Origin of the sequence: Bacillus cereus, assembly GCF_015071065.1 — a bacterium.
Classification (GTDB): domain Bacteria; phylum Bacillota; class Bacilli; order Bacillales; family Bacillaceae_G; genus Bacillus_A; species Bacillus_A cereus_BA.
Map to the genome: position 1 here is coordinate 768,410 of NZ_VOVA01000001.1, position 22,898 is coordinate 791,307.

Sequence of the window (22,898 nt, forward strand, 5' to 3'; positions counted from 1 at the left end):
TCACTTGTAAGTAGTAAGTATAGGGAGAAGAACTTCTCCTCTCCCTACCATTGTACACTACTATCTCTTTATTTTGAAACAGATTTAACGTACTCTTGTACAAATGCTAAAGCTTCCTCTACTTGCGCTGGGTTTTTACCACCTGCTTGAGCCATGTCAGGACGGCCGCCGCCGCCGCCGCCACAACGAGAAGCTACTTCTTTCACAAGTTTACCTGCATGGTAACCTTGACTAATTAAATCTTTCGTTACGCCAGCTAAAATATTTACTTTATCGTCACTTACAGACGCTAATACAACAACTGCAGACTCTAATTTATTTTTAAGGTCATCCATCATTGTACGTAAGTTGTTCATATCTGCAACATTTACTTTCGCCGCTAATACGTTCACACCATCAACTGTCATTACTGAATCAGTTAAGTTTCCAGCTTCGATATTGCTTAATTTCGCAGCAAGAGATTCGTTTTCTTTTTGAAGTTGTTTTACTTCAGCAAATAAACCATCAACTCTTGTTAAAATATCTTTCGGATTTGTTTTCATTTTTCCTGCTGCTTCTTTTAATAAACCTACTTGATCGTTCATTAATTCGTATGCAGACTTACCAGTTACCGCCTCAATACGACGAGTTCCTGCACCGATACCAGACTCAGCAACGATTTTGAAAATACCGATAGAAGCTGTGTTATCAACGTGACAACCACCGCAAAGCTCTAAGCTATAATCGCCTACTTGTACAACGCGTACAACATCACCGTATTTTTCACCGAATAATGCCATTGCGCCCATTTCTTTCGCTTCTTCGATTGCTTTTTGAGAAATCGCAACATCAATACTTTCCCAAATTTTTTCGTTTACAATACGCTCAATTTTTTCTAATTCGTCAGCTTGTACTTGACCGAAGTGAGAGAAGTCAAAACGTAAACGTTCAGATGTTACAAGAGAACCCGCTTGGTTAACATGCGTTCCAAGTACATCTTTTAATGCTTGGTGCAGTAAGTGAGTTGCTGTATGGTTTTTCACAACGCTACTACGGTTTTTCGTATCGATAAGAGCTTTTACAGCCGCTTCTTTCGTTAATGTACCTTCTTCAACAACAACTTTGTGTAAGTTTTGACCATTTGGTGCTTTTTGTACGTCTTTTACAACAACTTTCACGCCGTCAGCAAGAAGATAACCACGGTCTGCAATTTGCCCACCGCTCTCAGCGTAGAATGGTGTTACATCAAGCATTAATTGTCCTTCTTCACCTGCTTGTAAGCTATCTGTGTACTCACCATTTTTCACAAGTGCAACAACGTTACTTTCTGTTGCAACTGTACCGTAACCAACGAATTCGCTCGCTACTTTAACTTCACCAAGTACACCGCCTTGAACTTGCATAGAATCAACGTCTTGACGAGCAGCACGTGCACGCTCACGTTGTTTCTCCATCTCATTTTCAAAGCCTGCTTGATCAACTGTCATACCAGCTTCTTCCGCATATTCTTCTGTTAATTCAATTGGGAAACCGTACGTGTCGTATAGACGGAACGCATCTACGCCAGAAATAACAGTTGTTTTTTCTTCTTTCGCTTTTGCAATTACTTCAGCTAAAATTGATTCACCATCATGAAGTGTTTCATGGAAACGCTCTTCTTCATTCTTCACAACTTTTGCGATGAAATCTTTCTTTTCAAGTACTTCTGGATAGAAGTCTTTCATTACTTCTCCAACAACCGGTACTAATTCAAACATGAATGGACGGTTGATGTTTAATTTCTTAGAATAACGAACAGCACGGCGTAATAAACGACGTAACACATAACCACGGCCTTCATTAGAAGGCAGTGCTCCATCACCAACCGCAAATGTTACTGTACGAATGTGGTCAGCAATTACTTTAAATGCCATATCTTTTTCTAAGTCACCGTTACGATACTTTTCACCAGAAATTGATTCTGTCGCGCCAATCATCGGCATGAATAGGTCTGTGTCAAAGTTCGTAGGTACATCTTGAACGATAGATGTCATACGCTCTAGACCCATCCCTGTATCGATGTTTTTCTTAGGAAGCGGCGTATATGAACCGTCTGGATTATGGTTAAATTGAGAGAATACAAGGTTCCATACTTCTAAGTAACGCTCGTTTTCTCCGCCCGGATATAATTCTGGGTCACTAAAGTCATTACCGTAAGCTTCACCACGGTCATAGAAAATTTCTGTATTCGGTCCACTTGGTCCTTCACCGATATCCCAGAAGTTTTCTTCTAAACGGATGATGCGTTCTTTTGGAACACCCATTTTCTCATTCCAAATTGTGAATGCTTCTTCATCTTCCGGATGAATTGTAACAGACAGTAATTCTTTATCGAATCCGATCCATTTGTCGCTCGTTAGAAATTCCCAAGCCCAAGTAATTGCTTCTTCTTTGAAGTAATCACCGATTGAGAAGTTCCCTAACATTTCAAAGAATGTATGGTGACGAGCCGTTTTCCCAACGTTTTCAATATCGTTTGTACGAATTGATTTTTGTGCATTTGTAATACGTGGATTTTGTGGGATTACACGCCCATCAAAATATTTCTTTAACGTCGCTACCCCACTATTAATCCATAGAAGAGATGGATCCTCATGAGGAACTAGTGATGCACTTGGTTCTACTGCATGTCCTTTTTCTTGGAAAAAGTCTAAAAACATTTGACGAATTTGTGCGCCTGTTAGTTGTTTCATTGTATTTTCCTCCTTAAATATAAAAAACTCCCGCCCCTAATAAAAGGGACGAGAGTTAACTCGCGATACCACCCTAATTACGAATTGATTATTATAACAATCAATTCATCACCTCATGGTGCCGTAACGTGGCAAAACGGCAGTGATTAGCTGCTCTCTGGATTAGCTTTCTGTTACCCTTCATTTAAAGCTTCTTTCAGCCATTGGAAGCTTCTCTCTATAAATGGACTGTAACGTACTTGTTCCGTCATTGATTTAATGTATTATATGACTAAATATAATAGAATTCTCTTAAGTTTGTCAATGTAGATAATAATAATTATATTGTACTACACACATTTTCGTTAGCTACATAAGCATCTACTTTTCATTATAAACAGCCTTTATATATATTACGTATTTATTAACAAGTAGTAATATTTTCATACCTAAAATTAAACCTATAAATTTTTCTGAACATTACATCTTTTTGTTATAATTAAATTATTAATAATAAAGGAGCGATTACAATGACAACTTTATTGAATCAGGCTAAAGAAATATTAACTACTGACGAAAAAATCCTTTTTTATGCAGCATGCTCATTAGATATATTTATATATCGTTCCGTTGCAAGGCCAGGACTGTTAATCTTAACGAACAAAAGGCTCTTCTTTTACGGACCAGATTTAAGCAAAAACCCAATATTTGAAGAGTACTCTTTCACGAAAATTTCTAATCTAAAAGAACAGAAACGACTTTTCAGCAATCAAATTGTATTTATGTATGATGATGAATGGAAAAGAATAAAACACCTTCAAACAAATGATGTGAGCGGGATTGTTCAGCAAATAAAAGAACAACTCTCTAAATAACCATATTATTAGCCCTCTATCTCTATAGATAGAGGGCTTTCACATTAAATATCTTTTCTTTTCCAAAGAGGCCTCACATGAACAATTACTGTACGAATAACTGCTAAAATTGGAACCGATATTAGCAATCCTACAATCCCGCCTATCTCTCCTCCAACTAGTAATGCGAGCATAATAATAACGGGATGCATACGAAGCGACTTACCAACGATGTAAGGTGATAAAATGTTACTTTCCAAAAATTGCAAAATGGCAATCGTAATCCCCGCCTTAATGAGTAAACTCGTTGATACCGTTGCCGCAATCATCAACGTCGGAATCGCCCCTAAAATAGGACCAAAGTACGGGATTATATCCGTTACCCCAATAATAATGCCGAGTAATAACGGATATTTCATACCGATAAACCAAAAAGAAAGAACAGATACTCCCCCTAATACTAAGCAAACAAATAACTGTCCTCGAATATAACTTCCGAGTGACTTATCAATTTCTTTCGCAAGTATTTGACCCGTACTACGCCACTTACTCGGAACTAATTTCCAAAAAACATGATAAAACTCACCGTAATCTTTTAATATGTAAAATACAATGAACGGAATTAAGAAAATAATGAGCAATGAATCCAGTACACCACGGGCTGTGCTCATAACTTTATTTAAAAGCATTTGTATCTTCATTTCTACACCAACGAAAATTTGCTTTACCTTTTCATGAATAAATGATGGGAAATTTGCTGTTTGTTCTGTTACCCCATCCATCCAAGAATCGTACATTTTTGTAAACTGCGGAAATTGTTCATTAATCTCTTGTAACTGCTTAATAACAACTGGCGTTCCTTTATAAATTCCATAGCCAATTCCGCCAAAGAAAAGAACGTAAATGAGCAAAATAGCAAGTGTGCGTGGCATTCCTTCCTTATGGATTTTTTCAATTAAAGGGTGCAATAAATAAGCAATAAAACAAGCAATAAGAAACGGTGTGATCGCCACTTTAAATACAAAAATAATCGGTGCCCATAGTGGCTTAATTTTTAAAAAGACGAGCAAACAAAGAAAAACGAGTAACAATAATCCTAAACGATATATCCAAATGATTTTAAGATTCTTCACACGAAAAACCTCCTCCACCTTTATTTTGAAAATAAATAGGTTAGGTTATGTGCAAAAGTTTTAAAATCTTTTTATACAGACCATACTGTTTTTTAAAGACGTACATATATTTAGCATAACAAGGACAACCATCCCTTTGGAATACAGAACGTCAAAATATAATCAGGAGGGCTAATGATGGTTTTATCTATGCTCGTATTATCCGCACTTTTTATGCTTCTTGAATGGATTTGTATCGGGTTTGGTATTTGGAAAGGCTTCTTTATTCGTTCCTCGCGAAAAGAAAGAGCGAAGCACTTATGGCATTACGGAATGCTTGGCGTTGGATGTTATGGTTTATCTTATCTCTTCTCTGAAATCGGACTTTTATATTTGCATACAAGCGCATAAAAAAACTCCCTTATCATGAAGGGAGTTTTTTACGCCTTATAAATAAGACTTAATCATCTTACGTGCTTTTTTCACATTGCGTTTTGAGAATACATCTTGCTTGCGAGCATATTGATATGCTGCAGCTCCAACACCTAATGCGATTAATGAATTGCGTAGATTCAAAGTAAATCCCCCTTTTCGTTATCCGATCGTTCTTTCATTATCATCAAATAAATCATCAAGAGAGCTTAATGAACCATCTTCCTCTACTTGATGTGTATGGATTTTCCCCTTTGAAACCGATAATTCGATATAACAATTCCAGCAATAAAATTGGTTGACACCTATTTTTCCGATGTCTTTCCCTTTGCAATTTGGACAACTGAACATATGGCTTTCATCTCCTTACAGTCTCCCCGATTCTATTCGCCATTATGTCCAAACTGCATTCATTTATACATGCTAGAGCCTTTCAACGTTATACGTTTGAAAGTTTCACTATATAATTTCACCTTGTTACATGAAATCATACGGTGAAATGTTTTCCACGTCCATTTCTTCACCATTAACCGTTACCATCTGCACTTCTCCTTGTGATTCTTGCAATCGACCAGCTAAAGTCGTTTGACGCATTGCATCATCAAGGCGATTTACACCGGATTGAAAAGCTGCTTCCTCCCCGCAAATAATAAGGAATTTCTTACTCCTTGTAATACCTGTATAAATTAAATTACGGCGTAACATACGGTAGTAGCTCTTTACAATCGGCATAATAACTATCGGGAATTCACTACCTTGTGATTTATGAATCGAGCAACAATATGCATGCGTAATTTGATTTAAATCCGGCTTTGTATATGTTACTTCAATTCCATCAAATGAAACGATAATCATATCTTGTTGCTCGACATTTTCTTTCGCATAAAACACCGAAACAATTTCTCCAATATCACCATTAAAGACTTGGCTCTCTGGCTGATTAACGAGTTGCAGTACTTTATCACCTCTGCGGTATACAACATCACCGTAAGCAATTTCTTTACTCTTTTCTTTTTTCGGATTAAACACTTCTTGAAGAGCTTCATTTAACACATTAATACCTGCTGGTCCGCGGTACATAGGTGCCAATACTTGTACATCTCTTGCACTAAAGCCTTTTGTCTTAGCATTTTCACAAACCTTTTTAACAACCTCAACAATTTGAGCCCCTGCACAGCTGATAAATGAACGATCTTTTTTATTTTGTGCTAAATCTGGCGGGAGCGTCCCGTCTTTTATCGCATGGGCAAGCTGAATAACAGACGAACCTTCTGCCTGACGATAAATTTCTGTGAGTTTTACCGTTGGGATGGCACCTGCATTTAATAAATCTTTCAACACTTGTCCAGGTCCTACCGATGGTAATTGGTCTTCATCACCTACAACAATTACTTGGATGTTCGTCGGCAAGGATTTAAACAATTGATTTGCCAGCCAAATATCTACCATCGAAAACTCATCAATAATAAGGAGCTTCCCTTGGACAGGGTCTGTTTCATTGCGCTGGAAAGACCCTTCTGGTGTCCAACCGAGCAGACGATGAATTGTGCACGCCGGAAGCCCCGTCGATTCACTCATTCGCTTCGCTGCTCTTCCAGTTGGAGCCGTTAATAAAATCGGAAATGGATTATCATCACTATATTCATTTGGATTTAATGATACTCCGTGAAGTGATGCATACATTTCAACAATCCCTTTAATAACTGTTGTTTTCCCCGTTCCTGGTCCACCTGTTAATAACATCATCGGCTTATGAAGCGCAGTTTGAACTGCTTCTTGCTGAAGCGGCGCATACTGTACCTTTAGCTGTTCTTCAATTTCCCCTAATGTTTTTAACACTTCTGCTTCAGGGAATGCAGGGGTTTCTTCTTGATTCATAAGACGACGAATTGACTTTACAACGCCTTTTTCAGAGTAAAATAACGAAGCTAAATACACTCGCTCTTCTTCTATGATGACTTTCCCTTCACCTTGCATCATTTCAACGCAGCCTACAATATCTTCCTCAGTCACTCTTCCTTCTTGATTATTTAAAAGTGACATCGTTTCTCTGACAAGCTGACCTTTTTCCATATACACGTGACCCAATTGTAATGAAATATTCTCTAACGTATAAAAACACCCTGCACGTACACGGTCGTCGTGATTGCCGGTTATTCCTATTGCACGCCCTATATCATCTGCTCTTCCAAATCCAATTCCGTCCACTTCTTCAATAAGCTTATATGGATTATTACGAATCACTTCTAATGTCATCTCTTTATATTGCTGATAAATTTTAATAGAAAGTTTTGTTCCAAAACCGTAGCCATTTAAAAAACTCATCACTTTCTCTAGCCCTTGATGCTCAATAATCGTCTCATATATTTCCTGCGCTTTTTGCTTGTTTACAACGCCATTTAACGCATCGGGATCATCCATAATTTTAGAAATCGCATGCTCACCGAGATGATCAACGATTTTTTCGGCTGTACGCTTTCCAATCCCTTTAAATAAATCGCTCGCTAAATATTGCACCATACCTGCTTTTGTTTGTGGTAATTCTTTTTTAAACGTTTCCACTAAATATTGTTTCCCATACTTTGGGTGGTCTTTAAAATGACCTGTTAATGTAAACACTTCATCTTCATGCATACGGGGAAAATGACCGTTTATCATTACTTTTTTTTCGTCGTATGTTTCATTCGTTTCAATGACTTTCATACTGACAACGGAATAGAGGTTTTCTTCGTTGTGGAAAATGGTATGAAGAACTTGCGCTTTTATAAATTTTTTTTCTTCCTCAAACAAATCCATTGCATGTTGATTTCCCATATTTCCTCTCCTTTCCGAGTTCTTTTCACTTTAATGAGCAGTACATCCCCCACCTCTTTCATACTCTTTAGATGAGGGGTAACTACGCATTAAACTATAATTTCACTTTATTCAGCTTCTTGCTCTAATAAACGAACGCCATTACCAGCTAAAAAGTGATCTGGCTGAATTTCAGTTGCTTTCTTAAATAAAGCGAGAGCCTTCTCGTTATTTTCTTCGAATACGTACGCAACACCTAAATTATAATACGCATCTGCATGCTCTTCATCCATTTCTAATACCTTTTCAAAATAAGGTTTCGCCTCTTGAATATGTTCTAGTCGCGCGAAGCAAAGACCGCATTGGAAAACAGCTTCTACATCGTCTTCATCTAATTCCGTCGCTCTTTGTAAAAATGGCAGCGCAAGACGATCATTTCCAAGTTGCACATGTGTGATACCTAACATAAATGTTACATCAGCTGATTGTAAGCCCGCTTGCATCGCTTTTTCAAATACAGCCTTTGCCTCTGCAAATTGCTCTTGACCATAATATACGTTTCCTAAACCATAATAGGCAGCTGCAGATTTATCATCTAATTCTAATGCACGTTTGTAAAATAAAATTGCTCGCTCACTATCACCTAATACATCTAATAAATTCGCAAAGTTAATGTATCCAAGCGCATCTTTCGGATTTTCTTCGATTGCTTCTGTGAAATTTTTAGCTGCTTCTTCCCAGTTTCCTTCTTGCATATATTTAATACCTGTTTCAAGTTTGTTTGACATGTCCTTCACCTCTACAACAAATTATAACAAAGAATGTATTTTCCAAGCGAACGAAAATTCGCTTTATGTAAAAGAAACCTCTAACCGCTAATCGGCAGAGGCTTCTCTTGTTATCCTAAATAATCTAATTTCTTGCCACTATGATATACTTCATCAATTGTAGCGCCGCCTAAGCACTCATCTCCATCATAGAAAACAACTGCTTGACCTGGCGTAATCGCACGAATTGGCTCATCACAAAGAATACGAACTGTATTTTCATCAACGATTTGAACCGTTACTTTATTGTCTGCTTGACGATAACGGAATTTCGCTGTACACGTAAATTCTTTTTCCTTCGCTTTATTACTTACCCAGCCAACATTCGTAGCAATAACTTCATCACCATATAGAAGTTCGTTATGGAATCCTTGGTCAACATATAAAATGTTTTCTTTTAAGTTTTTCCCAACAGCAAACCATGGATCACCATTACCACCAATACCAAGGCCATGACGTTGTCCAATTGTATAGTACATTAAACCATCATGTTTCCCTTTCACTTCACCAGATAATGTTTGCATCACACCTGGTTGCGCTGGTAAATAGTTACTTAAGAAATCTTTAAAGTTACGCTCACCGATGAAGCAAATACCAGTACTATCTTTCTTCGCCGCTGTCGCTAAACCAGCTTCTGTCGCCATCTCGCGAATTTGTGGTTTCTTTAATTCACCTAATGGGAACATTGTTTTCGATAATTGTTCTTGGCTTAATTGATTTAAGAAGTATGTTTGATCCTTATTATCATCAACGCCGCGTAGCATTTTATATTCGCCGTCCATATAAGCAACGCGTGCATAATGACCTGTTGCTACATAATCAGCACCAAGCGCAATTGCATGCTCTAAAAATGCTTTAAATTTAATTTCTTTGTTACACATTACATCTGGGTTTGGTGTACGACCAGCTCGGTACTCATCTAAAAAGTACGTAAATACTTTATCCCAGTATTGTTTTTCAAAGTTTACTGCATAATACGGAATGCCGATTTGGTTGCACACTTCAATTACATCATTATAATCTTCTGTTGCTGTGCAGACACCATTCTCATCTGTATCATCCCAGTTTTTCATAAAAATTCCGATTACATCATACCCTTGCTCTTTTAATAAAAGTGCTGCTACAGATGAATCGACGCCACCGGACATCCCGATGACAACGCGTGTTTCGTGAGGTAGTTTGTTCATCATGTCACCTCCCATGCTAATTTTGTGTTAATCGCTTCACGATTTTCACTGTTTCGTACGCCGCTTTTTCAATTTGCTCTTTCGTATTTCCAAGTCCGAAACTAAAGCGTACGGATGAACGTATTTGATCGGAGTCTTTTCCGAACATCGCCACTAATACATGTGATGGATCAATCGAGCCAGCTGTACAAGCAGAACCACTTGATACTGCAATGCCAGCTAAGTCTAAGTTTACAAGAAACGGTTCAATGTTCATTCCTGTAAAGTTTATATTAAACACATGCGGTAAGCGATATTCCAAGCTTCCGTTTACCTCGAAATGAATGTCCTCTTTTTTGAAGACAGATACCATTATATCTTTAAACTCTTCATATTGGGCATTTTTTTGCTCACGAGTTTTTTCAGCTAGCGAGATTGCATGTTGAAGTCCGACAATACTAGGTACATTTTCAGTACCCGCACGGCGTTTTCTTTCTTGTTCTCCGCCTATTAATAACGGTTCAAATTTCACATTTGCGCCAGCATATAGGAACCCTACACCTTTTGGTCCGTTAATTTTGTGAGCTGAAATTGATAATAAATCAATTCCAAATTCTTTCACATCAATCGATAATAAACCGTAGGCTTGTACAGCATCTGTGTGGAAATAAGCTGGATGCTCTTTTAGCAGCTTTCCTATTTCCGCAATTGGTTGCATTGTCCCTACTTCATTATTCCCAAACATAACAGATACAAGAATCGTCTCTTCTGTTAATGCCCTTTGTATGTCAGAAACTTGAACACGCCCTGTTTCATCAACAGGTAAATACGTCACTTCAAATCCTTCACGCTCTAACAATTCACACGTATGCAAAATCGCATGATGTTCAATTTGCGTTGTAATAATGTGGTTACCTTTATGACGATTCGCGCGCGCTACACCTATAAGTGCTAAATTATCAGCTTCTGTACCACCGCTCGTGAATATAATTTCATTTGGACTCGCGTGAATGCTACGTGCACACACACGTCTCGCCTCATCTACCGCATGGCGCGTTTGACGCCCATAAAAGTGAATACTAGACGGGTTTCCAAATGTTTCTGTCATATATGGAATCATCTTTTCGACCACTTCTGGGTGAGTCGGAGATGTCGCAGCATGATCTAAGTAAATGCGTTCCATTAAATCTCCTTCTTTCCAAATCGTTTCACAAGGAATTAAATGTAAAACATATAGCCCCCATGATTTTCTTCCTCATAACGTACTAAATCTTCTAAAGTTGTACTATCTAATACTTCTTGCACCGCATCACGAACACGCATCCATAATTGGCGTTGTGCTGGTTCTTCTTCTTCTATCATTTCTACAACACTAATCGGACCCTCTAGTACACGGATTACATCTCCAGCTGTAATGTTGACTGGCTGATCAGATAATACATATCCGCCATATGCACCGCGCGTACTCTTTACAAGACGAGCGTTACGAAGTGGTGAAATTAATTGCTCTAAGTAATGCTCAGATAAGTCATGTGCCTGCGCAATTGATTTTAATGAAATTGGGCCTTCACCAAACTTTTTTGCAAGGTCGATCATAATTGTTAAGCCGTAGCGGCCTTTCGTTGAAATCTTCATCTATTTGCACCTCATTTCAAATTTTCACTTCTATTGGTTATATCTTATTTATCCCGCTATTTGCGGGCAGTAAAACTCCCACCTCAAAATTCGGCTGGAGCAATGAAGTTAGGCGGGAGTCGGGCTGCCTATAAACGCCCGATTGGTGAAGGCTAATAATCAGCGGGGGATGAACAAAACCCCCACTGATTAAAGTTTCACTTTATAAAAGAACACAATTTAAAATCCTATGAAATTATAGCATAATATAGTATTATAAGAAATTTCAACTTGTGTATCAAAATGATAACATAAAAACACATTGAAAAACTCGGAAATTATTACAATTGAAAGAAAAATGAAAATATTGATATTCATTTTTCCCACAAAACAGCATCCTATTTCAAATTCCATTAAAAAAAATGATACGATAGAATGAGATTACACATGAAGGGAGACGGTCAAAATGAAACAACCACTCGCACATCGAATGCGTCCAACAACTATTCAAGAAATTATCGGACAACAGCATTTAGTTGGTGAAGGCAAGATTTTATGGCGAATGGTCCAAGCAAATCATTTTCAATCAATGATTTTATATGGTCCTCCAGGCACAGGAAAAACATCAATCGCTAGCGCAATTGCAGGAAGTACTGGAACCCCGTTTCGCCTCTTAAACGCTGTTACTCATAATAAAAAAGATATGGAAGTTGTCGTACAAGAAGCGAAAATGCATCGACACCTCGTTTTAATTTTGGATGAAGTTCATAGACTAGATAAAGCGAAGCAAGACTTTCTTTTACCTCATTTAGAAAGCGGACTCCTTACTTTAATCGGCGCAACGACGAGTAATCCGTTCCATGCTATTAATTCTGCTATTCGAAGTCGTTGTCAAATCTTCGAATTACATTCCTTAACTGAGGATGATATTTTAATTGGATTAAAGCGCGCTCTAGAAGATAAAGAAAAAGGGCTTGGGGAATATGATGTAACTGTTACGGCTGAAGCATTACATCACTTTGCAAATGCATCAGGCGGTGATATGCGCTCAGCTTATAATGCACTTGAACTAGCTGTTTTATCTAGCTTTACAACTGACGACAAAGCCGCGGAAATTACACTTGAAATTGCTGAAGAATGTTTACAGAAAAAGAGTTTCGTTCACGACAAAGGTGGTGATGCTCACTATGACGTTTTATCTGCTTTTCAAAAATCAGTACGCGGAAGTGATGTGAACGCCGCACTTCATTATTTAGCACGCCTTATTGAAGCAGGTGACTTACAAAGTATTGGTAGACGGCTTCTTATTATGGCATATGAAGATGTTGGACTTGCTAGCCCACAAGCTGGACAGCGTACACTAGCAGCCATAGAATCAGCTGAACGAGTTGGATTCCCAGAAGCGCGCATACCACTTGCAAATGCCGTTATCGAGCTTTGCCTATCACCAAAATCAAATTCAGCTTATAAAGCACTTGATGCTGCATTACACGATTTACGTAACGGTCAAACAGGTGACATTCCAAGTCATTTAAAAGATAGTCATTACAAAGGCGCAGAATCATTAGGTAGAGGGATTGGATACTTATATCCACACGACCATCCAAATGGCTGGGTACACCAACAATACCTACCTGATAAAATAAAAAACAAGCAATATTATAAACCGAAAACGACAGGGAAATTTGAACAAGCACTTTCTACTGTTTATGAAAGATTACAAAGTTCGCATAAAACGAAGAATAAAGGGTAATATAAGCGAAAACGTCACCATTACGGAGGCTTCGCTTATGAAAACACGTCAAGATGCATGGACAAGAGAAGACGATCTCCTTTTAGCAGAAACTGTTTTACGACATATTCGCAGCGGAAGTACACAAATAAAAGCATTCGATGAAGTTGGTGATACATTAAACCGAACTTCAGCAGCTTGTGGCTTTAGATGGAATGCTGAAGTAAGAGCATATTATGAAGATGCGGTGCAACTTGCAAAAAAACAACGTAAAGAATTAAAGCGTTCGGAAGCTAAAATAGAAAAAGAACCGTTCACACAAACTCGGCAGCTCGTAATCGATGCCGAGTTTTCAGAAGATATTGTCCCAAATAAACAAGATCTTACAATGCAAAATGTCATCTCATTTTTGCAAAACTTGGAGCACAATAACCCTTCACTCGCAAAGTTACAAACTGAAAATGACGTATTACAAAATCAGCTCACTTCCCTGCAAAAAACGAACAATGAACTTGAAGCAAAATTAGCTGTTCTCACAAAAAAACAACAAGCAATCGAAGAAGATTATGCAATGCTTGTTAGAATTATGGATCGTGCTCGAAAACTTGTTTCGGTCGAAGAACAAGAAGAGCAAATTGCTCCGATTTTCAAAACCGATCAAAATGGAAATTTAGATATTATATATTCGGCAGAAAACTAAAAACAGGGATGTCACTTTTTAAACTTAGGGACATCCCTGTTTATTTTTCCATAGTGAAACATCACCACAGTAAATGAAATTATATTAACAATTCGACATCGATATTTCTTTAAAACATACAAAAAGCATATATCCTAAACGATATATGCTTCCTTTTTATTCTTGCCCTACACGCTTCACTTCTACGTTTTTAATACGCTCGCGAACAACGTGACTTGCCATAATTAAACCAGCCACAGATGGTACGAATGCATTTGAAGAAGGCGGTAATTTCGCTTTACGAATTTTTGCATTTTCGTCTGGTACGATTTCTTTACGTACTTCTTCACGAATTACGATTGGGTTTTCGTCAGAGAAGACAACTTTTACACCTTTTTTAATACCATCTTTACGAAGCTTCGTACGAATTACTTTCGCAATTGGATCTGTATGTGTTTTAGAAATGTCCGCAATACGGAAACGAGTTGGGTCCATTTTATTTGCCGCACCCATACATGAGATAATTTTGATTTTACGACGTAAACATTGTTTAATTAAATGAATTTTGAACGTAATCGTATCAGATGCATCCACTACGAAATCTAAACCGTGTTTAAAGAACTCTTCATATGTTTCATCTGTATAAAACATCTCTAGTCCAATTACTTCACATTCCGGATTAATGTCTGCAATACGCTCTTTCATTAATTCTACTTTTGAACGTCCTACAGTAGATACTAACGCGTGAATTTGACGGTTTACGTTTGTAATATCTACAACATCTTTGTCAACTAATACGAGACGTCCTACGCCAGAACGTGCTAACGCTTCTGCCGAAAATGACCCTACGCCGCCAATTCCTAAAATACCGACTGTACTATTTTTTAATATTTCAAGGCCTTCTTTTCCAAAGGCTAATTCATTACGTGAAAATTGATGTAACATTCAGCTCTACACTCCTATTACAAAAATGGTCTACCATGTATTCTAGCGTTTTTCCGACTATTTGTATAGAAAAAGTTATAGAATTCCTAAAAATACATATTTCAAACAAGGAAAACATAATATAGACCGGACTGGCTAAGCAACGACGAGATGCGACTGCCATCTGAACCGGACTTTCCCCTTAAATATCCGTTTAAAAAGGAGAATTCAGAGGGACGAGCAGATCGAGGCGCTGACGCCAGGAGGGGAGCGCAGTGTAGCCTTATTACTCGAGCATCGGACTGGCTAAGCAACGACGAGATGCGACTGCCATCTGAACCGGACTTTCCCCTTAAATATATGTTTAAAAAGGAGGATTCAGAGGGACGAGCAGATCGAGGCGCTGACGCCAGGAGGAGCGCAGTGTAGCTTTACTACTCAAGCACCGGACTAGCATACGTAACGATGAGATGCGACGGTTATCTAAACCGGACTTTTTAAACAACCTCTATAAAAAAAGCCTAGATGGGGTTAGTATAACCATCTAGACTCTATTCTTACTTCTCTTCTTTCAAGCTCAATTTTAAGCTTAGCTCTTCAAGCTGAGCTTCTGCAACTGGGCTTGGCGCTTCTGTTAATAAGCAGCTTGCGCTTGCTGTTTTCGGGAATGCAATTGTATCACGAAGGTTCGTACGACCTGCAAGTAACATAACAAGACGGTCTAAACCTAATGCGATTCCGCCATGTGGTGGTGTACCGTATTCGAATGCTTCTAATAAGAATCCGAATTGTTCTTGTGCTTCTTCTTGTGAGAATCCAAGTGCTTTGAACATTTTTTCTTGTACGTCACGCTCGTAAATACGAAGTGATCCACCACCAAGCTCATAACCGTTTAATACAAGGTCATATGCTTGTGCACGTGCTTTTTCTGGTGCTGTTTCTAATAGTTCAACATCTTCACGGAATGGCATTGTGAATGGATGGTGAGCTGCGAAGTAACGATCTGCATCTTCATCGTACTCAAGAAGTGGCCAATCAGTTACCCATAGGAAATTAAATTTACTTTCGTCAATTAGCTCAAGTTCTTTACCTAGACGTAAACGAAGTGCACCTAAGCTATCTGCAACAACGCTCTTCTTATCTGCTACGAATAGTAATAAGTCACCAGCAGTAGCAGATAATGTACTCATTAACACGTTTGCATCTTCTTCCCCGAAGAATTTCGCAATCGGTCCTTTTAAGCCGTCTTCTTCAACTTTAAGCCAAGCTAGACCTTTTGCACCGTATACTTTTGCGAATTCAGTTAATGCATCGATGTCTTTACGAGAGTATTTGCTCGCTGCACCTTTTGCGTTAATCGCTTTTACTTGTCCGCCGTTTTCTACAGCACTTGTAAATACTTTAAATCCACAACCTGCTGCAAATTCAGATAGGTCTTTTAGTTCCATTTCAAAGCGTGTATCCGGCTTATCAGAACCAAAGCGAGCCATTGCATCAGCATATTTCATACGAGGGAATGGTGCACTAACTTCTACACCTTTTGCATCCTTCATGACTTTCGTCATCATACGCTCCATCATTTCTAAAATTTCATCTTGTGTTAAGAATGATGCCTCGATATCAATTTGCGTGAATTCCGGTTGACGGTCCGCACGTAAATCTTCGTCACGGAAACAACGTGCTACTTGATAGTAACGCTCAAATCCACCGACCATAAGAAGCTGTTTAAATAGCTGCGGAGATTGAGGTAATGCATAAAATTCACCATCATGCACACGGCTTGGTACTAAATAGTCGCGAGCTCCTTCTGGCGTGCTCTTCGTTAAAATTGGTGTTTCAACTTCTAAGAACTCTTCTGTATCTAAGAAGTTACGAATTGTTTTCGTTACGTCATGACGCATTTTGAATGTGTTGAACATTGCAGGACGACGTAAGTCTAAGTAACGATATTTTAAACGCACATCTTCTGATGCATCTGTATCATCAGCAATAATGATTGGCGTTGTTTTCGCTGCGTTTAATACATTTACTTTCGATGCTTGTACTTCAATACGACCAGTTGCCATATTATCATTAATTGCGCCTTCACCACGTTCAACAACTGTACCTTCTACGTGTAATACGTATTCGCTACGAATCGTTTCTGCTACTTCTAACGCTTCTTTTGATGTTTCTGGATTAAATACAACTTGTACGATACCTGTACGGTCACGTAAGTCGATAAAGATTAATCCACCTAAATCACGGCGTTTTTGTACCCAGCCTTTTAATTGAACTGTTTGTCCAACCGCTTCTACTGTTACTTTTCCGCATGCATGTGTTCTTTCAGCCACTTTAAGTTCCCCCTATATTAATTTCTCTGCTACATATGAAGCAAATACATCTAACGCTACTTCTTCTTGTCCGCCTGTTGCCATATCTTTTAAGTTAATGATGCCTTTATCTAGCTCATCTTCCCCTAATACAGCTACGTATTTCGCATTTAAACGATCTGCAGATTTAAATTGTGCTTTCATTTTGCGATCTAAATAATCTTTTTCAACTGATAATCCAGCTTTACGAAGATCGAACGCAACTTTTGCAGCACGGTCTTTCGCTTTTTCACCAAGTGCTACAACGTAACAATCAATACTATGTTCAATTGGTAACTCAATATTTTCAGCCTTCAGCGCCATAATTAAACGCTCAATACTCATCGCAAAACCGATACCTGGCATTTCCGGTCCACCGATTTCTTGTACAAGTCCGTTATAACGGCCACCGCCACTTAATGTTGTGATAGCACCGAAACCTTCTGCCTCACTCATAATTTCAAAAACAGTGTGTTGGTAGTAGTCTAAACCACGTACTAAATTCGGATCTTTCTCAAATGGAACATCCATCATCGTTAGTAGTTCTTGTACTTTGTCGTAGTATACTGCTGAATCTTCGTTTAAGTATTCTGTAATAGATGGTGCCGTGCTCATTAATTCATGATTACGGTCCTTCTTACAGTCTAAAATACGAAGAGGGTTTTTTTCTAAGCGAGATTGGCAATCAGAACAGAATTCTCCAATGCGCGGCTCAAAGTGAGCAATTAACGCATCACGGTGTGCTTGACGACTCGCTGCATCACCTAAGCTATTTAATACAACTTTAATATTTTTCAAGCCCATACCGCGGTAAAACTCTACAGCAAGTGCAATTACTTCTGCATCAATTGCTGGATCGTTACTACCAATTGCTTCAATACCGAATTGTACGAATTGACGATAGCGACCTGCTTGTGGTCTTTCATAACGGAACATTTGGCCGATATAGTATAATTTTGTTGGTTGTGTTGCATCACCGAACATTTTGTTTTCAACGTAAGAACGTACAACAGGTGCAGTACCTTCTGGACGTAATGTTAAACTACGCTCTCCACGGTCTTGGAATGAATACATTTCTTTTTGTACGATATCTGTCGTATCACCAACACCACGTAAAAATAGCTCTGTGTGCTCAAAAATTGGTGTACGAATTTCTTTATAATTGTAACGACGGCAAATGTCGCGCGCTTGCCCTTCGATATACTGCCATAACTCAACACTACCTGGAAGAATATCTTGCGTTCCGCGTGGGATTTGAATAGACATATTCAGTTCCTCCTCAAATTGTTTTAATCTTAATAAAAATAAAAAAACTCCCGCCTCTACTGTTTGAACAGTAGGGACGAGAGTATTATACCCGTGGTGCCACCCTAATTGAAGCACGTATGCTTCCACTTTTTTAATAACGCTTAAATTTGCGTTCATCTCTACTAAGCGTATAAGCCTTTCAAGTTGAAACCTACAGAGTGTCATTCAATCAGTCATCATGTAGAAATGTTTTCAGCCTAGGACATTTCTTCTCTTTCCATGTGTATCTCATTTACTCTCCTCTATCAACGGCTATATTCATATGTAAATATAAAATTACTATACGTTTGTTGAGTAGGATTGTCAAGTGCTCTAAGAGCGCTCAATTTGCTTCTTTAGGCGCTTTACATCTTGTAGTGAAATTCCAAACTCAGAAGCAAGCTCCATTGAAGTATTGTTTTGTTCTTTTGAAATAAAATCATGTAAATTTACGTTAAACAGTTGATTTGCACCATTTGTAACAGAATGCCCTTTTTCATTCATACGCATACGTATATCCCTCACATTCAATATGGATGTTTTACTTTTATTGTTCCATATTGATGGGGTAGTTATACATAGCCGAAACAGTTATTGATTCCAAATAAACATAAGAATGCGATTAACAATAATAACGGTAGCCAATCCACTCGCAAGTAAAGGGTGCTTCAAATGATACAACGCTGCAACCCCTACTCCAAACACGATAATTTCTAACAATACATGCAATATACCACGCACTTCCCACTCTGCGTGTGGAGCTCCAAATAACCCCCATATGACAGCAACAACAATCGGAAGAATAATAGCCAGTGTAATTTTTACAACAGGTATTTCTCCTATTCGGAACCCCCAGTATCCAACAATCCCAAGAATGCATAACTCCAGCATAAAACGTAAAGCTATATTGAATTCTTGAAGCATGCTACACCTTCTTTTCCTTTTATTCCTCTTCAAATTAAATCCTATTGTAACTAAACAAAACATACCACAATGTATGAAAAAAGAGAGGATCCTATAATCCTCTCTTCTTGGGCAACACTATTTACTTTCTACAATTAAGGTCACCGGACCATCATTGATTAAAGAAACGTCCATCATTGCTCCGAACTGTCCTGTCTCCACATGTAGTCCTTGTTTACGAACTTCTTCATTAAAGAAATCATATAAATGCTCTGCATAATCAGGTTTCGCAGCATCCATAAAGTTTGGACGTCTTCCCTTGCGGCAATCTCCGTATAATGTAAATTGCGAAATAGATAGAACTTGTCCTTCTACATCAAGTACAGAGTGGTTCATCTTTCCGCTCTCATCTTCAAAAATGCGTAGGTTTGCGATTTTTTCTGCAATATAAGTTGCATCTTTTTCTGTATCTTCATGCGTAATGCCAACTAGTAATGTTAAACCGAATGGAATTTGTCCTACAATCTCACCATCTACTGTGACAGACGCTTCCTTTGATCGTTGTAAAACAACTCTCATCTTTTCTACACTCCCTATTAATGCATCATGCGTCGTACGGCATAAATTTCTGGAACACGTTTAATGCGCTCTACTACTTTTTTCAAGTGTTGTAAGTTTCGAATAGAAATCGACATGTTAATCGTTGCCATCTTATTACGATCACTTCTACCAGAAACAGCTGAGATATACGTCTTCGTTTCTGTAACAGCCTGTAATACTTCATTCAATAAACCACGACGATCATAGCCTGAAATTTCAATATCAACATTGTATTCAATTTCTTTTTCAGGACTACCTTCCCAATCTACTTCTAGTAAACGCTCTACCGCTTCTTCTGTATGCACATTGACGCAATCGCAACGGTGAATTGATACGCCTCGACCTTTCGTAATATACCCAACGATATCATCGCCTGGAACTGGGTTACAGCATTTTGATAAACGAATTAACAAATTATCAGCACCACTTACCTTTACACCAGAATCCCATTTTCGAATTTTCATCGGTTTACGAACTTCTTTAACTTCAACGATTTCTTCTTCTTCACGTTGCTTACGGAACTTGTCCGTTAATCGCGTAACAATTTGCGACGCTGTAATTCCGCTATATCCAACTGCTGCAAACATATCTTCTTCATTTGCAAAGTTAAACTTCTCAGCAACACGTTTTAAATTATCAAGCGCTAATACTTCTTTCATCTCATACTCTAAGCCACGCACTTCTTTTTCAACAAGCTCACGGCCTTTTTCAATATTTTCGTCTCTACGTTGTTTCTTAAAGAATTGACGTATTTTATTTTTTGCATGAGATGTTTGAGCAAGCTTTACCCAATCTTGACTTGGGCCATACGAATGTTTCGATGTTAAAATTTCAATGATGTCACCGGTTTTCAGCTTATAATCAAGCGTCACCATTTTTCCATTTACTTTTGCACCAATTGTTTTGTTTCCAATTTCCGAATGGACACGATACGCAAAATCAATTGGGACAGAGCCAAGAGGTAATTCCATTACATCGCCTTTCGGTGTAAAGACAAATACCATATCAGAGAACAAATCAATTTTTAATGATTCCATAAACTCTTCTGCATTAGAAGCTTCATTTTGCCATTCTAATATTTGACGGAACCATGTTAATTTTTTCTCTAATGTACCCGTTGTTTCTGCTGCTTTACCTTCTTTATACGCCCAGTGTGCTGCAATCCCGAATTCTGCAATTTCGTGCATTTCTTTCGTACGAATTTGCACTTCAAGTGGATCACCTTTCGGCCCAATTACAGTCGTATGAAGAGATTGATATAGATTTGCTTTTGGCATTGCAATATAATCTTTAAAACGCCCCGGCATTGGCTTCCAGCACGTATGAATAATTCCAAGTACCGCATAACAATCTTTAATACTATTTACAACGACACGTACAGCTAATAAATCATAAATTTCATTAAATTGTTTATTTTGCAGTGCCATTTTACGATAAATACTATAAATATGCTTTGGTCTTCCAGAAATCTCGGGTTGAATTGCAACTTCTTTTAATTTCTCACGAATGCCAGTCATTACTTCATCTAAATATTCTTCACGCTCTGCACGTTTACGTTTCATTAAATTCACAATACGATAATATTGCTGTGGGTTTAAATAGCGAAGTGACGTATCCTCTAGCTCCCATTTAATAGTATTAATTCCGAGTCTATGTGCTAAAGGTGCAAAGATTTCTAACGTTTCATTTGCAATGCGACGCTGCTTCTCTTGAGGCAAATGTTTCAATGTACGCATGTTATGAAGACGATCAGCTAGTTTAATTAAAATAACTCGAATATCTTGAGCCATTGCAATAAACATTTTGCGATGGTTTTCTGCTTGTTGCTGCTCATGGGATTTATATTTAATCTTTCCAAGCTTTGTAACACCATCGACAAGCATAGCGATTTCTTTATTAAATTCCCGTTCAATATCTTCTAATGTAATTTCTGTATCTTCCACTACATCATGTAAGAAACCTGCCGATACCGTAGCTGGATCCATGTGTAAATCAACTAAAATACCTGCAACTTGAATTGGGTGAATAATATATGGTTCACCCGATTTTCTATATTGTTCGCTATGTGCATCACGCGCATATTCATAGGCACGTGCCACTAGCTCAATATCTTCATCCGCTAAATATTGACTTGCTTTCTCGAGTACCTGTTCAGCTGTTAGTACTTGCTCATTTGCCATCGAATCACCTTTTATTGAAAATTGACTTTATCTTTATTGAATAGAATAAATTATATTCTATCATTATAACCCAATGATTGTGAATTGTGAAAAGGAAAAGATTTTACTGACATTTCACCATGTTTTTTTGTGCAATTATACAAAAGTACCCGCTCCTCTCCAAGAGATTCACGGGTACTTTTTTATCACCGTAGTTTCACCTATATAATGATTAGTATTTTTCTAACACTAATACATCGTAACCATCTAACATTTTACGACCATCTAAGTAAGTAAGCTCTACTAAGAATGCAATTCCTGCTACAACTCCACCAAGTTCTTCAACTAGTTTAATTGTCGCTTCAATTGTTCCACCTGTAGCTAAAAGGTCATCAGTAATTAATACACGTTGACCTGGCTTAATTGCATCTTTATGGATTGTTAAAACATCCGTTCCATACTCTTTACCGTAGTCAACTGTAATTACTTCACGTGGTAATTTCCCTAATTTACGAACTGGTGCAAACCCTACTTCTAATGCATAAGAAACAGGACAACCGATAATAAAGCCACGTGCTTCTGGCCCTACTACAACGTCGATATCTCTTTTTTGGGCATACGCAACGATTGCATCTGTTGCTGCTTTGTATGCTTTACCATCGTTCATTAAAGGTGTAATGTCTTTAAACACAATACCTTCTTTTGGATAATCCGGTACAATTGCGATATGTTGCTTGAAATCCATATTTCTGAATCCTCCTCAGATCTAAAAGGT

General features: G+C 38.1%; 21 protein-coding genes and 2 other annotated features. Of the genes, 4 read left to right on the forward strand and 17 right to left on the reverse strand.

The genetic code is table 11. From position 1 onward, the window contains the following. Nucleotides 1-68 precede the first annotated feature (68 nt). On the reverse strand, nt 69-2,711 hold the full coding sequence (alaS, locus tag FT637_RS04075; protein WP_193645217.1) for an alanine--tRNA ligase: 2,643 nt from the start codon (nt 2,709-2,711) through the stop codon (nt 69-71). A 41-nt stretch (nt 2,712-2,752) separates the two neighbouring features. Further along, nucleotides 2,753-2,971 (reverse strand) — a binding site (T-box leader). Nucleotides 2,972-3,220: 249 nt separating this feature from the next. Between alaS and FT637_RS04080 the strand changes: the two genes are divergently transcribed. Continuing rightward, nucleotides 3,221-3,565: a PH domain-containing protein gene (locus tag FT637_RS04080; RefSeq protein WP_193645218.1), complete on the forward strand. Its 345-nt coding sequence runs from the start codon at nt 3,221-3,223 to the stop codon at nt 3,563-3,565. A gap of 44 nt (nt 3,566-3,609) precedes the next feature. Here FT637_RS04080 and FT637_RS04085 read toward each other — a convergent pair whose 3' ends face one another. Then, on the reverse strand, nt 3,610-4,677 hold the full coding sequence (locus FT637_RS04085; RefSeq protein WP_193645219.1) for an AI-2E family transporter: 1,068 nt from the start codon (nt 4,675-4,677) through the stop codon (nt 3,610-3,612). Nucleotides 4,678-4,854: 177 nt separating this feature from the next. Here FT637_RS04085 and FT637_RS04090 point away from each other — a divergent pair, with 177 nt between their 5' ends. Next, the gene (locus FT637_RS04090) at nt 4,855-5,067 is read left to right on the forward strand and encodes a hypothetical protein (protein ID WP_193645220.1); all 213 of its coding nucleotides are present in this window, start codon (nt 4,855-4,857) and stop codon (nt 5,065-5,067) included. 36 nt (nt 5,068-5,103) lie between these two features. Here FT637_RS04090 and FT637_RS04095 read toward each other — a convergent pair whose 3' ends face one another. From FT637_RS04095 to cymR, 7 genes are all read right to left on the reverse strand, one after another. Continuing rightward, entirely contained in the window at nt 5,104-5,232 is a 129-nt protein-coding gene (locus FT637_RS04095; protein WP_002015286.1) for a YrzQ family protein, read from the reverse strand. An 18-nt stretch (nt 5,233-5,250) separates the two neighbouring features. Then, a complete protein-coding gene (locus FT637_RS04100) occupies nt 5,251-5,439 on the reverse strand; it encodes a hypothetical protein (RefSeq protein WP_002015288.1) in 189 nt (62 codons plus the stop codon). 126 nt (nt 5,440-5,565) lie between these two features. Beyond that, entirely contained in the window at nt 5,566-7,902 is a 2,337-nt protein-coding gene (locus FT637_RS04105; protein ID WP_193645221.1) for an ATP-dependent RecD-like DNA helicase, read from the reverse strand. 107 nt (nt 7,903-8,009) lie between these two features. Next, nucleotides 8,010-8,669 (reverse strand): tetratricopeptide repeat protein, encoded by a 660-nt coding sequence (locus FT637_RS04110; RefSeq protein WP_193645222.1) that lies wholly within the window; start codon nt 8,667-8,669, stop codon nt 8,010-8,012. 110 nt (nt 8,670-8,779) lie between these two features. Beyond that, the gene (gene mnmA / locus FT637_RS04115; protein ID WP_193645223.1) at nt 8,780-9,895 is read right to left on the reverse strand and encodes a tRNA 2-thiouridine(34) synthase MnmA; all 1,116 of its coding nucleotides are present in this window, start codon (nt 9,893-9,895) and stop codon (nt 8,780-8,782) included. Nucleotides 9,896-9,911: 16 nt separating this feature from the next. Beyond that, on the reverse strand, nt 9,912-11,057 hold the full coding sequence (locus FT637_RS04120; protein ID WP_193645224.1) for a cysteine desulfurase family protein: 1,146 nt from the start codon (nt 11,055-11,057) through the stop codon (nt 9,912-9,914). A gap of 35 nt (nt 11,058-11,092) precedes the next feature. Then, the gene (gene cymR / locus FT637_RS04125; protein ID WP_000704117.1) at nt 11,093-11,509 is read right to left on the reverse strand and encodes a cysteine metabolism transcriptional regulator CymR; all 417 of its coding nucleotides are present in this window, start codon (nt 11,507-11,509) and stop codon (nt 11,093-11,095) included. Nucleotides 11,510-11,954: 445 nt separating this feature from the next. Here cymR and FT637_RS04130 point away from each other — a divergent pair, with 445 nt between their 5' ends. After that, nucleotides 11,955-13,241, forward strand: a complete 1,287-nt coding sequence (locus tag FT637_RS04130) for a replication-associated recombination protein A (protein ID WP_193645225.1) — start codon at nt 11,955-11,957, stop codon at nt 13,239-13,241. A 37-nt stretch (nt 13,242-13,278) separates the two neighbouring features. Further along, entirely contained in the window at nt 13,279-13,920 is a 642-nt protein-coding gene (locus FT637_RS04135; RefSeq protein WP_193645226.1) for an RsfA family transcriptional regulator, read from the forward strand. A gap of 156 nt (nt 13,921-14,076) precedes the next feature. On the opposite strand, the gene FT637_RS04140 is transcribed toward FT637_RS04135, so the two are convergent. The 8 genes from FT637_RS04140 to FT637_RS04175 form a co-directional block, all read right to left on the reverse strand. Continuing rightward, entirely contained in the window at nt 14,077-14,844 is a 768-nt protein-coding gene (locus tag FT637_RS04140; RefSeq protein ID WP_000903181.1) for a ThiF family adenylyltransferase, read from the reverse strand. Between the two features lie 536 nt (nt 14,845-15,380). After that, nucleotides 15,381-17,156 carry an aspartate--tRNA ligase gene (aspS, locus tag FT637_RS04145; RefSeq protein WP_193645227.1) on the reverse strand — a complete coding sequence of 592 codons (1,776 nt, stop codon included), beginning with the start codon at nt 17,154-17,156 and terminating at the stop codon, nt 15,381-15,383. Nucleotides 17,157-17,168: 12 nt separating this feature from the next. Continuing rightward, on the reverse strand, nt 17,169-18,440 hold the full coding sequence (gene hisS, locus FT637_RS04150) for a histidine--tRNA ligase (RefSeq protein WP_012261743.1): 1,272 nt from the start codon (nt 18,438-18,440) through the stop codon (nt 17,169-17,171). Between the two features lie 69 nt (nt 18,441-18,509). Further along, nucleotides 18,510-18,740, reverse strand: a binding site (T-box leader). Between the two features lie 54 nt (nt 18,741-18,794). Continuing rightward, nucleotides 18,795-18,971 carry a hypothetical protein gene (locus FT637_RS04155; RefSeq protein WP_002015300.1) on the reverse strand — a complete coding sequence of 59 codons (177 nt, stop codon included), beginning with the start codon at nt 18,969-18,971 and terminating at the stop codon, nt 18,795-18,797. Nucleotides 18,972-19,052: 81 nt separating this feature from the next. Further along, complete coding sequence (locus FT637_RS04160; RefSeq protein WP_193645228.1) at nt 19,053-19,385, reverse strand: YrdB family protein; 333 nt, start codon at nt 19,383-19,385, stop codon at nt 19,053-19,055. A gap of 117 nt (nt 19,386-19,502) precedes the next feature. Beyond that, nucleotides 19,503-19,943, reverse strand: a complete 441-nt coding sequence (locus tag FT637_RS04165) for a D-tyrosyl-tRNA(Tyr) deacylase (protein WP_193645229.1) — start codon at nt 19,941-19,943, stop codon at nt 19,503-19,505. 17 nt (nt 19,944-19,960) lie between these two features. After that, entirely contained in the window at nt 19,961-22,144 is a 2,184-nt protein-coding gene (gene relA, locus FT637_RS04170) for a GTP diphosphokinase (protein WP_193645230.1), read from the reverse strand. Nucleotides 22,145-22,355: 211 nt separating this feature from the next. Further along, on the reverse strand, nt 22,356-22,868 hold the full coding sequence (locus FT637_RS04175) for an adenine phosphoribosyltransferase (protein WP_193645231.1): 513 nt from the start codon (nt 22,866-22,868) through the stop codon (nt 22,356-22,358). Between the last annotated feature and the right edge of the window lie 30 nt (nt 22,869-22,898).

Bases quoted from the DNA above. Each gene is read 5' to 3' on its own strand.
- mnmA (WP_193645223.1), bottom strand. From the start codon at position 9,895: ATGAACAAACTACCTCACGAAACACGCGTTGTCATCGGGATGTCCGGT.
- relA (WP_193645230.1), bottom strand. From the start codon at position 22,144: ATGGCAAATGAGCAAGTACTAACAGCTGAACAGGTACTCGAGAAAGCA.
- FT637_RS04120 (WP_193645224.1), bottom strand. From the start codon at position 11,057: ATGGAACGCATTTACTTAGATCATGCTGCGACATCTCCGACTCACCCA.
- FT637_RS04110 (WP_193645222.1), bottom strand. From the start codon at position 8,669: ATGTCAAACAAACTTGAAACAGGTATTAAATATATGCAAGAAGGAAAC.
- FT637_RS04155 (WP_002015300.1), bottom strand. From the start codon at position 18,971: ATGCGTATGAATGAAAAAGGGCATTCTGTTACAAATGGTGCAAATCAA.
- FT637_RS04175 (WP_193645231.1), bottom strand. From the start codon at position 22,868: ATGGATTTCAAGCAACATATCGCAATTGTACCGGATTATCCAAAAGAA.
- alaS (WP_193645217.1), bottom strand. From the start codon at position 2,711: ATGAAACAACTAACAGGCGCACAAATTCGTCAAATGTTTTTAGACTTT.
- FT637_RS04140 (WP_000903181.1), bottom strand. From the start codon at position 14,844: ATGTTACATCAATTTTCACGTAATGAATTAGCCTTTGGAAAAGAAGGC.
- FT637_RS04160 (WP_193645228.1), bottom strand. From the start codon at position 19,385: ATGCTTCAAGAATTCAATATAGCTTTACGTTTTATGCTGGAGTTATGC.
- hisS (WP_012261743.1), bottom strand. From the start codon at position 18,440: ATGTCTATTCAAATCCCACGCGGAACGCAAGATATTCTTCCAGGTAGT.
- FT637_RS04165 (WP_193645229.1), bottom strand. From the start codon at position 19,943: ATGAGAGTTGTTTTACAACGATCAAAGGAAGCGTCTGTCACAGTAGAT.
- FT637_RS04135 (WP_193645226.1), top strand. From the start codon at position 13,279: ATGAAAACACGTCAAGATGCATGGACAAGAGAAGACGATCTCCTTTTA.
- FT637_RS04130 (WP_193645225.1), top strand. From the start codon at position 11,955: ATGAAACAACCACTCGCACATCGAATGCGTCCAACAACTATTCAAGAA.
- FT637_RS04105 (WP_193645221.1), bottom strand. From the start codon at position 7,902: ATGGGAAATCAACATGCAATGGATTTGTTTGAGGAAGAAAAAAAATTT.
- cymR (WP_000704117.1), bottom strand. From the start codon at position 11,509: ATGAAGATTTCAACGAAAGGCCGCTACGGCTTAACAATTATGATCGAC.
- FT637_RS04080 (WP_193645218.1), top strand. From the start codon at position 3,221: ATGACAACTTTATTGAATCAGGCTAAAGAAATATTAACTACTGACGAA.
- FT637_RS04090 (WP_193645220.1), top strand. From the start codon at position 4,855: ATGGTTTTATCTATGCTCGTATTATCCGCACTTTTTATGCTTCTTGAA.
- FT637_RS04100 (WP_002015288.1), bottom strand. From the start codon at position 5,439: ATGTTCAGTTGTCCAAATTGCAAAGGGAAAGACATCGGAAAAATAGGT.